At 69.9% G+C, this 12,651-nt stretch carries 12 protein-coding genes; 8 read left to right on the plus strand and 4 right to left on the minus strand.

Annotated features, from left to right (window positions below; genetic code table 11):
- Positions 1 to 48: 48 nt before the first annotated feature.
- Entirely contained in the window at positions 49 to 879 is an 831-nt protein-coding gene (locus RR49_RS03925) for a class I SAM-dependent methyltransferase (protein WP_045246758.1), read from the plus strand.
- A gap of 5 nt (positions 880 to 884) precedes the next feature.
- Here RR49_RS03925 and RR49_RS03930 read toward each other — a convergent pair whose 3' ends face one another.
- The 4 genes from RR49_RS03930 to RR49_RS03950 all read right to left on the minus strand — a co-directional run bounded on the left by RR49_RS03930 (position 885) and on the right by RR49_RS03950 (position 4,144).
- Complete coding sequence (locus RR49_RS03930) at positions 885 to 1,991, minus strand: FUSC family protein (RefSeq protein ID WP_048809301.1); 1,107 nt, start codon at positions 1,989 to 1,991, stop codon at positions 885 to 887.
- Complete coding sequence (gene ygfZ / locus RR49_RS03935; RefSeq protein WP_045246759.1) at positions 1,988 to 3,088, minus strand: CAF17-like 4Fe-4S cluster assembly/insertion protein YgfZ; 1,101 nt, start codon at positions 3,086 to 3,088, stop codon at positions 1,988 to 1,990. Before ygfZ ends, RR49_RS03930 begins: the two co-directional genes overlap by 4 nt.
- Positions 3,085 to 3,687: a nitrobindin family protein gene (locus RR49_RS03940; protein ID WP_045246760.1), complete on the minus strand. Its 603-nt coding sequence runs from the start codon at positions 3,685 to 3,687 to the stop codon at positions 3,085 to 3,087. The genes ygfZ and RR49_RS03940 overlap by 4 nt, the downstream gene beginning before the upstream one ends.
- A gap of 169 nt (positions 3,688 to 3,856) precedes the next feature.
- On the minus strand, positions 3,857 to 4,144 hold the full coding sequence (locus RR49_RS03950) for a hypothetical protein (RefSeq protein ID WP_045246762.1): 288 nt from the start codon (positions 4,142 to 4,144) through the stop codon (positions 3,857 to 3,859).
- 119 nt (positions 4,145 to 4,263) lie between these two features.
- On the opposite strand from RR49_RS03950, the gene RR49_RS03955 reads away from it, so the two are divergent.
- The 7 genes from RR49_RS03955 (at position 4,264) to pstB (ending at position 12,476) form a co-directional block, all read left to right on the plus strand.
- The gene (locus RR49_RS03955) at positions 4,264 to 4,962 is read left to right on the plus strand and encodes a response regulator transcription factor (protein ID WP_045246763.1); all 699 of its coding nucleotides are present in this window, start codon (positions 4,264 to 4,266) and stop codon (positions 4,960 to 4,962) included.
- Positions 4,963 to 5,060: 98 nt separating this feature from the next.
- Positions 5,061 to 7,220, plus strand: coding sequence for an RNA degradosome polyphosphate kinase (locus tag RR49_RS03960; protein ID WP_048809303.1), 2,160 nt, complete (start codon positions 5,061 to 5,063; stop codon positions 7,218 to 7,220).
- On the plus strand, positions 7,217 to 8,152 hold the full coding sequence (locus RR49_RS03965; RefSeq protein WP_045246765.1) for an NUDIX hydrolase: 936 nt from the start codon (positions 7,217 to 7,219) through the stop codon (positions 8,150 to 8,152). The genes RR49_RS03960 and RR49_RS03965 overlap by 4 nt, the downstream gene beginning before the upstream one ends.
- Positions 8,153 to 8,281: 129 nt before the next feature.
- The gene (locus tag RR49_RS03970; protein WP_045246766.1) at positions 8,282 to 9,400 is read left to right on the plus strand and encodes a phosphate ABC transporter substrate-binding protein PstS; all 1,119 of its coding nucleotides are present in this window, start codon (positions 8,282 to 8,284) and stop codon (positions 9,398 to 9,400) included.
- Positions 9,401 to 9,579: 179 nt separating this feature from the next.
- Positions 9,580 to 10,593 carry a phosphate ABC transporter permease subunit PstC gene (pstC, locus tag RR49_RS03975; RefSeq protein ID WP_045246767.1) on the plus strand — a complete coding sequence of 338 codons (1,014 nt, stop codon included), beginning with the start codon at positions 9,580 to 9,582 and terminating at the stop codon, positions 10,591 to 10,593.
- Positions 10,590 to 11,681, plus strand: coding sequence for a phosphate ABC transporter permease PstA (gene pstA / locus RR49_RS03980; RefSeq protein WP_045246768.1), 1,092 nt, complete (start codon positions 10,590 to 10,592; stop codon positions 11,679 to 11,681). Before pstC ends, pstA begins: the two co-directional genes overlap by 4 nt.
- A gap of 15 nt (positions 11,682 to 11,696) precedes the next feature.
- Positions 11,697 to 12,476, plus strand: coding sequence for a phosphate ABC transporter ATP-binding protein PstB (gene pstB / locus RR49_RS03985; RefSeq protein WP_045246769.1), 780 nt, complete (start codon positions 11,697 to 11,699; stop codon positions 12,474 to 12,476).
- The last annotated feature ends 175 nt before the right edge of the window (positions 12,477 to 12,651 follow it).

Consider the following 12,651-nt stretch of genomic DNA (forward strand, 5'->3'; position numbering starts at 1 on the left):
CATGATATCGAGCGCGGATGCCTCTCCCCGGCCTGCGATCATGGTCGGATGAGCCCGTCCGCGAAGCCCGTGGGGCACGCGACGCGCGGCACGACCGGCACGAACCGGCTGCGGCGCGTCGACCGCTGGATCGCGGGGCATCCGGCGCTGCGGCAGGTCGAGGAACCCCTGGTCGTCGACCTCGGCTTCGGGGCGAGCGGGGTGACCGCGTTCGAGCTGGAGTCGCGGCTGCGGCGGGCGCATCCGGGTGTCGAGGTGCTCGGCATCGAGATCGATCCGGAGCGCGTGGCGCGCGCCGACGCGCAGCTCGCCGCGGTGCGGGCGGGACGCACCTCGTTCCCCGCCGATGCGCGGGTCTCGTTCGCCCGTGGCGGCTTCGAGGCGCGGGCCCCGCGGCCGCCCGCGGTCATCCGCGCGTTCAACGTGCTGCGGCAGTACGACGAGGCGGATGTCGCGGCCGCCTGGTCGCTCATGGCGTCCCGGCTCGACCCGCGCGGCGTCGTCGTCGACGGCACGTGCGACGAGATCGGCCGGGTGTGCACGTGGGTCGAGCTCGGCGCGGACGCCGTCCCCCGCACCCTCACGATCTCGCTGCGCCTCGCCGGACTCGAGGCACCGTCGATCGCCGCCGAGCGCCTGCCGAAGGCGCTGATCCACCACAACGTTCCCGGCGAGGCGGTGCACGCCCTGTTCGCCGCGCTCGACCGCGAGTGGACGCGTGCGGCACCGCTCGCGACCTTCAGCGCCGAGCAGCGCTGGCGGGCCGCGCTCGACGCGCTCGCGCGCTCGGGCACTCCCCTGCTCGCGCGTTCGCGCTGGCGGCTGGGCGAGGTCACGGTGCCGTGGTCGGCTGTGGCGCCCGCGGCATCCGCTCGCTGACGACGTCAGATGCGCGGGATCGCGCCGCGGGCGTCACCCTCGGGCATGCCGGTCGCGACGAGCAGGTCGACCAGCAGCGGGCGCAGCGACGCCAGCAGGTTGTGGTCGCCCAGGGCCGCGTCGGGCAGCAGCGCGGCGGGGTCGAGGCGCCCCGCGACCGCCCGCAGCACGTCGCGCGCGGCCGGCTCGTACGAGATGTCGTCGAGCGCGAGGCGCACCAGCCCCGCCGCCGTCGAGATCTCGGCGAGCACGTCCGCGGCCAGCGGGCGCGGCATCCCGTCGTCGACGAGGTAGGCGGAGCGCCGGGCGACGACGCGGAGGTTGCGGATCGCGAGGTCCATGGCGCGCTGCACCCGCGCATGGCGGGCGATCTCCTCCCGCTGGCGTCGCAGGAACGGCGAGATCCGGGCGATCTCCGCGCTCGACTCGAGTGCGGCGCCCCAGGCGGAGATCGCGCCGCCCAACGCGCGCGCCTTCTCGAGCCCACGGTCGGCGCGCTCGCGGCTGCCGGCGCGAAGTCCCGCGACGACCGTGTCGACGGCCGCGGTGAACCCCGCGAACGTCGCCTGTGCGTCGGCGAGCTCGGTGCGGCGGGTACTGCGCGGCACGAGCGCGGTCACGAGCAGCGCCACCGCGCCGCCGACCGCCGCATCGAGCAGCCGGGTGAACGGCACCGTGATCGGCAGGATCATCACGATCGCCGACTGCGTCGCCGCCGCGATCGCGAACCCCGGCCGCGGTGAGATGAAGCGCGCGATCGCCATGGCGACGAACATCGCGATCGCCAGCTGCCACCAGCCGATCCCGGCCACGAGCACGATGAGCTCGGACACCAGGATGCCGAACAGCATCCCCACGACCGTCTCGAGCACGAGCCGCGGGCGGGCGTCGCGCACGAGGCCGAGGCTCGAGATCGGCACCGTCGCCGCCAGCAGCGGCGCGGCGTGCCCGATGCCGAAATGCGCGACCGAGAACGACACCACGACAGCGACCACGATCTGGGTGATCGGCACGAGGGAGCCGCGCACGCGGTGAAGCGCGGGAGCGGGATCGAGTCGGGCCCGCCAGCCCACCGCGATCGGTGCGGTGATCGGCGGCGGCTCGCCGCTCACGTGCGGCGCGAGAGCCGGGTGAGGCGGGGCACGGATGCCGCGGCCCCCGCGTCCGGCGGGACGATCTCGATGAGTGCGGCGGCGACGGGTCCGTCGGGGGTGTCCACCGTCGCCGGGGTGGCGACGTCGGCGCGACGGCTCACCACCGCGAGCCCGATCGGACCGTCGTCGACGTGCTGTGCCACCGAGGTGAGACGCCCGACGACGGCGTCACCGACGCGCACCTCCGCTCCCGCCGCGGGAAGCACGGCGTCGCTGCCGTCGAGCTGCACGGAGACGAGCCGGCGGGGAGGATGCCCCAGGTTGTGCACCTTCGCGACCGTCTCCTGCCCGCGGTAGCAGCCCTTGTCGAGATGCACCGCGGTGCGCAGCCAGTCGAGCTCGTGCGGAATCGTGCGCTCGTCGATCTCGGCCGCCCACCGGGGCCGCCAGGCGGCGATGCGCAGCGCCTCGGCGGCGAGCACGCCCGCGACGGCGATCTCGCCGGCCGCCGCAGCGCGAACGAGCGCGGCCTCGGTCTCCCGGGTGACGAGCACCTCCATCGCGCCGTAGCCGTGGCCCGGATGATCCTCGTCGGCCGCGTAGCCGACACCGCCGATGCCGATCTCCGGCCACAGATCGCGCCACACGAGAGGCACGCCCGCCGGCGACGCGGCTTCAAGGTGCGCGAGCGCGGGGGCGCGGCATCCGATCACGGCCAGCTCGTCGCTCGCATCACGGGGCGTGACGCGCAGCCGGAACCGCATGCGCAGCAGGAACGTCAGCAGGGGCTCGGCATCGGCCGCGTCGACGATGAGCCACGTGGTCTCGCCGTCGTCGAGAACGGATGCCGCGTGCTCCACGTGCCCCTGCGGGTCGAGCACGAGCAGCTCGCTGCTCTCGCCGGGAGCGAGGGTCTTCAACGCCTGCGTCGAGATCGAGTCGAGCCAGCTGAGGCGGTCCTCGCCGGGAACGGCGAGCACCCGACGGTCGGCACGAGGGACGATGGCGAGGCCGTCGCGCAGGATGCGCTGCTCCCGCAGCGGACTGCCGACGTGCTCCAGCACGCCCGCCTCGTCGAGCACCGCCGCCGGCACCTGCGACCAGTCGGCGCTCATGCGTCGGCCTTGGCGAGCCGCGCCGACGCGTGCGAGGACAGCTCGGTGCCCAGGGCCGCGACATCCCATGCCCACAGCAGGTGGCCGTCGACGAGCCCGTACATGCGGGTCGCGGCGGCGTAGTGCTTCGCGCCCGCTCCGCGCACGACAGCGTCGGTCGCGATGTCGATGCGCGGTCCGCGGATCTGTCCGAGGTACAGCTCGCTGATGCCGTCGGCGTGCGCGAGCACCACCTCGATCGGGAACCCGCCTTCGGGGGTGCGCAGGACCTCCACGTCGTCGGCCGTTCGGGGCTCGGTGAGCGCGGTCGGCGGCAGCAGCCCCGGCCCGGCGTCGCCGTCGGTCGCGGGTCGCGAGAGCCGCCAGAACCCGGTCTCGGCCACGAGCGGCACGCGGGTCTCGCCCTGCAGAAGCCACGCGTGCGCGGTGTAAGTCAGCGCATCGCCGCCGTCATGGGCGAACGTCACGCGATGCTCGAACTCGCCCTCGAAACGATGACCGGATGCCTCGTAGTCGATGACACCCGTACCCTGCCAGGCTCCGATGAGCCACGACAACGGCACCAGGTCGGCGGGGAGCTCGGTCGGGATGTCGATCACGACCGACTCCGTCAGCGCTGGCCGCGGAAGAGGTTCTTCAGCACCACGCCCGACACGAAGACGATGGCCAGCGACGCGAGTCCGAGAAGGCCCACGAAGAACAGTTCGAGCGCGACGAGATCCATGCCGCCCAGTCTAGTCGCCCCCTTCGCGCCCGGCCGCGCCCTGGTTACGGGAAGACGGCGACGATCGCGACGACCAGGCTTACCGCGCCCAGGATGAGGAAGCTCCCGGCGACGCTGATCGCCATGCGCTGGATGAACCGGTGCGGACGTCCGCCGACGAGCTGCACGACGAACGACAGCACGAGGCATCCGGCCAGCACCAACGCGATCCCCGCGGAACGCCAGCCGTCCGGCGCGAGGACGGACACCACGATGCCCGCCACGAGGGCCACGACCCACACGGTCACGATGCCCGCGGTCGAGCGGGGCGGCGCCAGTTCGGGAGAGCTCACGCGATCATTCTCACCCACGCGCGCTCACGCGCGCATCCCGCACGGCGGACGCCCGCGCGAGCCGCGCCCTCGAAGCGCCTAGGATTGGGGCACACGTGGCCGCAGGGCCGGGAGGTTGCATGGCACAGCTGCTCATCTTGAGTTCGGCGCAGGGCAGTACGCCCATCTTGCCGTCCCTCGAGCTGCTGAGCCACCGCACCCGGCAGATCCCCGCCGAGCCCGCCCAGCTCGTGAACGCCCCGAGCGCGGACGTGGTGTTCGTCGACGCGCGATCCGACCTCGTCGGCGCGAAGTCGCTGTGCAAGATCCTGACGACGACCGGACTCGACGCTCCGCTCATCCTCATCGTGACCGAGGGCGGACTCACCGCCGTCTCGACGGACTGGGGAGTGGATGATGTGATCCTCGTGACCGCCGGACCCGCCGAGGTCGATGCGCGCATCCGCCTCGCGATCGGCCGGCTCTCCAAGGATCAGGTTTCCTCGCGCATCCAGACCTCCGGCATCACGATCGACGAATCCTCCTACTCGGCGAAGGTGCACGGCAAGCCGCTCGATCTCACCTACAAGGAGTTCCAGCTGCTGCACTTCTTCGCGACCCACCCGTCGCGGGTGTTCACGCGCGAGCAGCTGCTCAGCGAGGTCTGGGGCTACGACTACTTCGGCGGCACCCGCACCGTCGACGTGCACGTGAGACGTCTGCGCGCGAAGCTCGGCGACCTCGAACAGCTCATCGGCACGGTGCGCAACGTCGGATACCGCTTCAACGTGTACGAAGACGACCAGCTGCCCGCGACGGCGCCGGGCGCCCGCGCGTAGCCGCGGCATCCGCTCTCGATCCGCCGCGTCCCGCTCGGACGGCCCGTCGGAAAACCGTTCACACGGGCGTCACCTCCTGCTGACATGATGAAGAGGTGATGGATCAGGATGTGCTCGACGCTGGTCTGGGCGACTCGGATGACGACGACTTCGACGAGATCGTCGAGGAGTCCGTCGCCGAGCTTCCGGAGGGCCGCTACCTCGACCGCGAGCTGAGCTGGCTCTCGTTCAACCAGCGTGTGCTCGAGCTCGCCGAGGACCCGGCGCTGCCCGTGCTCGAGCGCAGCAACTTCCTCGCGATCTTCGGCTCGAACCTCGACGAGTTCTTCATGGTGCGCGTCGCCGGGCTCAAGCGACGCATCATGACCGGGCTCGCCGTGCCGACGAACGTCGGACGCGCGCCCATCGACGTGCTCGCCGACATCTCCGCCGCCGCCCACGCGCTGCAGGTGCGGCACGCCCGCGCCTGGAACGACCACGTCAAACCCGCCCTCAGCGAGTCGGGCATCGACATCGTCAGCTGGGACGATCTCAGCGACGCCGACAAGGGCCGGCTCTACGGGTACTTCCAGGCCCACGTGTTCCCGGTGCTCATGCCGCTCGCCGTCGACCCGGCGCATCCGTTCCCCTACATCTCCGGCCTCAGCCTCAACCTCGCCATCCGGGTGCGCAACGCCCGCACCGGACGCCAGGAGTTCGCGCGCTTGAAGGTGCCGCCGATGCTGCCGCGCTTCGTCGAGGTGCCGGGTGAGCGCGTGCGCTACCTCACTCTCGAAGACCTCATCGCCAACCACCTCGCCGACCTCTTCCCGGGCATGGAGATCGTCGACCACCATGCCTTCCGACTCACCCGCAACGAGGACGTGGTGATCGAGGAGGACGAGACCGAGAACCTCATCCAGGCCCTCGAGGCCGAGCTGATGCGGCGCCGCTTCGGCCCGCCGATCCGCCTCGAGATCGCCGACGACATGGACGAGGTCACGCTCGACCTGCTGCTGCGCGAGCTCGACATCACCGAGCAGGAGGTCTACCGGCTGCCCGCGCCGCTCGACCTTCGCGGCCTGTTCGACCTGTCCAAGATCGACCGCCCCGACCTCAAATACGCACCCCACGTGCCGACGACCGCGATCGCGTTCCAGCCCGGTGACAACAACGAGCGCCCCGACATCTTCGCGGCGATCCGCAAGGGCGACGTGCTGGTGCACCACCCCTACGAGTCGTTCGCGACGAGCGTGCAGGCCTTCCTCGAGCAGGCGGCGAAAGACCCCCAGGTGCTCGCCATCAAGCAGACGCTCTACCGCACCTCGGGCGACAGCCCCATCGTGCAGGCGCTCATCGACGCGGCGGAGGCGGGCAAGCAGGTGCTCGCGCTCGTCGAGGTCAAGGCGCGCTTCGACGAGGCGAACAACATCATCTGGGCGCGCAAGCTCGAGAAGGCCGGCGTGCACGTCGTCTACGGTCTCGTCGGGCTGAAGACCCACAGCAAGCTGGTGCACGTCATCCGCGAGGAGGGCGGAGTGCTTCGCAGCTACAGCCACGTCGGCACCGGCAACTACAACCCGAAGACCAGCCGCATCTACGAGGACTTCGGCCTGTTCACCGCGAGCGACGAGGTCGGCGGCGACCTCACGCGTCTGTTCAACGAGCTCAGCGGGTACGCGATCGAGAAGAAGTTCAAGCGCCTGCTCGTCGCACCCCTGCATCTGCGCAAGGGGCTGCTGCGCCTCATCGACCGCGAGCGTCGGCACGCCCTCGCGGGCAAGCCCGCGTCGGTGCGCATCAAGGTCAACTCGATGGTCGATGAGCAGATCATCGATGCGCTCTACCAGGCCAGCAACGCGGGCGTGACGGTGGAGGTGTGGGTGCGCGGCATCTGCAGCATCAAGCCGGGCGTCGAGGGGATGAGCGAGAACATCACGGTCCGATCGATCCTGGGGCGTTACCTCGAGCACTCCCGCATCTTCGCGTTCGCGAACGGCGGCGACCCGCAGGTGTACATCGGCAGCGCCGACATGATGCACCGCAACCTCGATCGCCGGGTCGAAGCGCTCGTGCGCGTCACGGCGCCCGCCCAGCTCACCGAGCTCACCGACCTGTTCGACCTCGCCATGAGCGAGTCGACCAGCTCCTGGTGGCTCGGCGGGGACGGCGTCTGGACGCGGCGCAGCCGCGACGCCGAGGGCAAGCCCCTGCTCGATCTCCAAGAGGCGACGATGACCGCCGTGCAGAAGCGACGTCGTCCGCGCGCGACCCGATGACGACGACCGTCTACGCGGCCGGCGGCGTGGTGTGGCGCCTCGTCGAGGGGCGCCTGCACATCCTGCTCATCCATCGCACGCAGTACCGCGACGTGACCCTGCCCAAGGGCAAGCTCGACCCCGGAGAGAGCCTGCTGGAGACGGCCGTGCGCGAGATCTTCGAGGAGACCGGCATCAAGGTCGCGCTCGGCGTGCCCGTCGGCGTCTCGCGCTATCACCTGCCGAGCCGGCGCGAGAAGGTCGTGCACTACTGGGCGGCAGAGGCGACGGATGCCGCGATCCGCGCGAGCGCGTTCGTGCCCAACAAGGAGATCGCGGCGCTCGAGTGGGTCACCCCGAAGCGCGCGCTCGGATACCTCAGCTACCCGGTCGACGTCGAGATCGTCACGAAGTTCCTCGACTTCATCGATCGCGGCGTGCTGCAGACCTTCCCCGTCATCGCCCTGCGCCACGCGAAGGCCGTCGCTCGCGAGAGCTGGAAGGGCGAGGACGCCGACCGACCCCTCACCGACCGCGGCGCGCGCCAGGCCGAGGCGCTCGTGGGGCCGCTGCGCAGCTTCGGGGTGCGACGGATCGTCTCGAGTCCGGCGGTGCGCTGCCTCGCGACCGTCGCGCCGCTCGCCGCCGCCCTCGAGCGCGACGTGCGCACGACGCCCCTCATCAGCCAAGACCTCTGGGAGGAGGGGCGCAGCGACGCCCGCACGGTCATCGGCAAGCGGGTGCGCTCCCGCAAGCCCGCGGTGCTCTGCAGCCACGGCCCCGTGCTCCCCGACATCCTCGCCGAGCTCGCACTCGCGACGGGCACGCTGCGGGGCGCCTACCTCGGCAGCGCATCGGCGCTCCCCGTGGGCGGATTCTCGGTCGTGCACCTGTCCGCGACGAACCCCGGCGCCGGCATCGCGGCAATCGAGACGCACACCCCCGCACTCTGATGCGGGCGGCGGGCGCACAGGCCGCGTTCACCCGTTGTTCACCTGTGCACCGCCGTCGCTTAAGGGCCGACGTTTACCGTCAGGCGTGCCCATGCACCGGGCACACCCGATAAACGTGAGGATTCCACAGTGAAGATCACCCGCATTGCGCAGGTCGGCGCCTTCGCCGCCGTTGCCGCGATCGCACTCGCAGGCTGCTCGTCGTCGGGCTCGAACGGAGGCGCCTCGGCGTCCCCTTCGGCCACCGGCGTCACCTCGACCATCGACACGACGCTCTCCGGCACCATCACCGCCGGTGGCTCGAGCGCGCAGGCCAACGCGGAGACCGCGTGGATCACGGCCTACAACGCCACCAACAAGAACGTCACGATCAACTACGACAAGTCGCAGGGCTCCGGTGGCGGTCGCACCAACTGGCTCAACGGCGCGTACGACTTTGCCGGGTCCGACGCCCCGCTGTCGGCTGACGAGACCACGAAGTCTGCCGCGCTGTGCACCGAGGGTGGCCTGAACCTGCCGATCTACCTCGACGGCGTTTCGATCATCTTCAACGTTTCCGGCGTCACGAGCCTCAAGCTCAGCGCGACCACGATCGCCAAGATCTTCGCACTGCAGATCACCGACTGGTCCGACCCGGCGATCACCGCTGACAACGGCACCGCACTTCCCGCCGGCCCGATCACCACGGTCGCGCGCTCGGACGGCTCCGGCACCACGCAGAACTTCACCAACTACCTCGTGGGCACCGCCCCGTCGGTGTGGACGCACAAGGCGGGCTCGAGCTGGCCGATCACCGGCAACGTGTCGCTCCAGAAGGGCACCTCGGGCGTCGTCGGCGCCGTCAAGTCGGGTAACGGCACCATCGGCTACGCCGACCACTCGGGCATCGGCTCGCTGACGGCCGCGTCGATCATCCAGAGCGGTACTGCGATCGCGTTCTCCGCCGACGCCGTCGCCAAGACCTTCGAGGTTGCGGCGACCACGAAGTCCAACGGTGTGGCCGGCGACCTGTCGCAGGTCTTCGACTACTCGAAGCTCACCGCCGAGACCTACCCGATCCCGCTGCTCTCGTACGCGATCACCTGCACCACGTTCAAGGACGCCACGCAGGCCAAGCTCGTCAAGTCGTACCTCGGCTTCGTCGCCTCGACGCTCGGCCAGCAGGTCGCCGCGAAGAACGCCGGCTCGGCTCCGGTTCCGGACGAGATCCTGACCAAGGTTCAGGCGACCCTCGCCACCATCAAGTAACACCCTTCGGCCCGCCCGGATCCGCTCGTCGGATCCGGGCGGACTGAGTTGCCCTCCCGAGCCTGCTCGGTGGGGTGACTGAGTCCGAGCCGTTCGCATTAGTGTCGTCTTCGGAGCTCCACACGACGCCCGACCCGAGAAGGAGAACGCCGTGCCTCTGCGAGAAGACGAGGGAAGCCGTGGCTGACGCGGCGACCACCACGACCTCTCCGTCCCGATCACTGATCGGCAAGCGCCGGGCGAGCGACACCGTCTTCCTCGGACTCTCCACGGGCTCCGCGATCTCGATCATGGTGATCCTCGCCGGAGTCGCGATCTTCCTCATCATCCAGGGACTCCCCGCGATCACCGCGAACTGGAGCTCAAACCAGGACCTAGCCGCCATCCACAACCCGCTCGGCAACGGCTGGTCGAGCTTCTGGGCGTACGTCGCGCCGTTGCTGTGGGGAAGCCTCTGGTCGGCCGTGATCGCCATGATCCTCGGCGCCCCCGTCGCGATCGGCATCGCACTGTTCATCTCGCACTATGCCCCGCGCCGGCTCGCCGGGGTGCTCGGCTACATCGTCGATCTGCTCGCCGCAGTCCCCTCGATCGTGTTCGGCCTCTGGGGCATCATCGTCATCCGCCCGTTCCTCCTGCCGCTGTCGCAGTTCTTGAACGAGTACTTCGGCTGGATCCCGCTGTTCAGCGGACAGGTCACTTCGACGGGCTCCACGATGCTCGCCGGTGGCGTGGTGCTGGCGGTGATGATCCTCCCGATCGTCACATCGATCACCCGTGAGATCTTCCTGCAGACGCCGCGCCTCCACGAAGAGGCAGCCCTCGCTCTCGGCGCGACCCGCTGGGAAATGATCCGCCTGTCGGTCCTTCCCTACGCGCGCAGCGGCATGGTCTCAGCGACCCTCCTCGGGCTCGGCCGGGCGCTCGGCGAGACGATGGCGATCGCCCTCATCATCTCCCCCGCCCTCCTGTTCTCGGTGCAACTGCTCACCGACGGCTACAACTCGCAGACGATCGCCGCGAACATCGCGCTGAACTTCCCGATCTCGTCCGGCATCCAGCGCTCCGCGCTCATCGGCACGGGCCTGATGCTGTTCGTCGTCTCCCTCGCCGTCAACATGCTCGCGCGCTACATCATCGCCGCGACCGGTCCCGGCGCGAAGGGCCGCAAGAAGAAGGGGAAGCGCTCGTGACCACCTCCACCCCCGCCCCCTTGACCCGCGCACCCGGCCTCACCAGCGGACAGCTCCCCCGTTTCTCCGAGCCGATCGGCGTGGTGATCGCCCTCGTCATCTCGGCCGGGGTCATCGCCCTCCTCGCCCCGTTCAACATCGCGCTGTGGCTGGTGCTCACGGCGGTGCTCTACCTCGCCGGCATCGGCGTGGCATCCACCATCGTCGAGAACCGCCGGAAGGCGACCGATCGGGTCGTCCGCGGACTCGTGACGAGCGCCTTCGTGCTGGCCGTCGCGCCGCTCATCTCCACGCTGTGGACCGTCGTCTCCCAGGGCATCGGGGTGCTCAGCTGGAGCTTCATCACCCAGACCGGCGGCACGAGGTTCGACCCCGACACCCTGTCGGTGGTGGCCACGCCCGGCGCCCTGCAGGCCGTCGTCGGAACCCTGATCATCACCGGCATCGCCGCGCTCATCTCGGTTCCCATCGGCATCCTGACCGCGGTCTACCTCGTCGAGTACGCGCAGCCGAACAACCCGCTGCGGCGCATGATCACGTTCCTGGTCGACGTGATGACCGGCATCCCGTCGATCGTCGCCGGTCTGTTCGCCTTCTCGCTGTTCTCGCTCATCGTCGGCCCGAAGGCGTTCAGCGGCTTCTCCGCATCGATCGCGCTGTGCGTGCTGATGATCCCGATCGTCGTGCGCTCGACCGAGGAGATGCTGCGACTCGTCCCGAGCGAGCTGCGCGAGGCATCCCTCGCACTCGGTGTTCCCCGGTCCACGACGATCGTCAAGATCGTGCTGCGCACCGCGGCGAGCGGCATCGTCACCGGTGTGGTGCTTGCCGTGGCCCGTGTGGTCGGCGAGACCGCGCCGATCTTCATCGCGGCGAGCTTCACCGACAACTTCAACGCGAACCCGTTCGACGGACCGATGCAGACCCTGCCCGTCATGGCGTACACCGCCTACAGCTTCCCCGGCCAGGACATCGCCGCCTCGCAGGCGCAGTCGTGGGGCGCCGCCCTGCTGCTGGTCATCCTCGTCGTCATCTTCAACCTCATCGCCCGCATCGTCGCGACCATGTTCGCGCCGAAGTCCCGCTGATCAAGGAGCCCCCAGGTGTCCAAGCGCATCGAGGTCGAGGACCTCAACGTCTACTACGGCGACTTCCTCGCTGTCGAAGGGGTCTCGATGAACATCGAGCCCCGCACCGTGACCGCCTTCATCGGCCCGTCGGGATGCGGCAAGTCCACGTTCCTGCGCACGCTGAACCGCATGCACGAGGTCATCCCCGGCGCCCGCGTCGAGGGCTCGGTGCTCGTCGACGGTGAGGACCTCTACGCCCCCGGCGTCGACCCGGTGCTCGTGCGCCGTCAGGTCGGTATGGTCTTCCAGCGTCCGAACCCGTTCCCCACGATGTCGATCAAGGAGAACGTGCTCGCGGGTGTGCGCCTGAACAACAAGCGCATCTCGAAGAGCGACGCCGACGCTCTGGTCGAGCAGTCGCTGCGCGGCGCGAACCTCTGGGAAGAGGTCAAGGATCGCCTCGACAAGCCGGGCGCAGGACTGTCGGGCGGCCAGCAGCAGCGACTGTGCATCGCCCGCACGATCGCCGTCTCCCCCGATGTCGTGCTGATGGATGAGCCGTGCTCGGCGCTCGACCCGATCTCGACCTACGCGATCGAAGAGCTGATCGAGGAGCTCAAGAACGAGTTCACGATCGTGATCGTGACCCACAACATGCAGCAGGCCTCGCGCGTGAGCGACAAGACGGCCTTCTTCAACATCGCCGGCACCGGCAAGCCCGGCAAGCTCATCGAGTTCGCCGAGACCGGAACGATCTTCACCAACCCCACCCAGAAGGCGACCGAGGACTACGTCTCGGGCCGCTTCGGGTGAGCACAGCCGCGGTGGTGCGCGGGAGGGGGCGGATGCGAGGCATCCGCCCCCTCTGCGCGTTCGGGCAGGGCTGTGGTGTCCGGCCGGTTGGACGGCCTGCCCCCGGACGCTCTCCCCCACTTCCTCTCGACTCGCCGCCTCTGCCCACGCCCCCTCTCCCCACGCCCTGTCGCTC

Origin of the sequence: Microbacterium ginsengisoli (assembly GCF_000956535.1) — a bacterium.
In the GTDB taxonomy this organism is placed as follows: Bacteria; Actinomycetota; Actinomycetes; order Actinomycetales; family Microbacteriaceae; genus Microbacterium; species Microbacterium ginsengisoli.

Bases quoted from the DNA above. Each gene is read 5' to 3' on its own strand.
- RR49_RS03955 (WP_045246763.1), top strand. From the start codon at position 4,264: ATGGCACAGCTGCTCATCTTGAGTTCGGCGCAGGGCAGTACGCCCATC.
- RR49_RS03925 (WP_045246758.1), top strand. From the start codon at position 49: ATGAGCCCGTCCGCGAAGCCCGTGGGGCACGCGACGCGCGGCACGACC.
- ygfZ (WP_045246759.1), bottom strand. From the start codon at position 3,088: ATGAGCGCCGACTGGTCGCAGGTGCCGGCGGCGGTGCTCGACGAGGCG.
- RR49_RS03960 (WP_048809303.1), top strand. From the start codon at position 5,061: ATGGATCAGGATGTGCTCGACGCTGGTCTGGGCGACTCGGATGACGAC.
- RR49_RS03965 (WP_045246765.1), top strand. From the start codon at position 7,217: ATGACGACGACCGTCTACGCGGCCGGCGGCGTGGTGTGGCGCCTCGTC.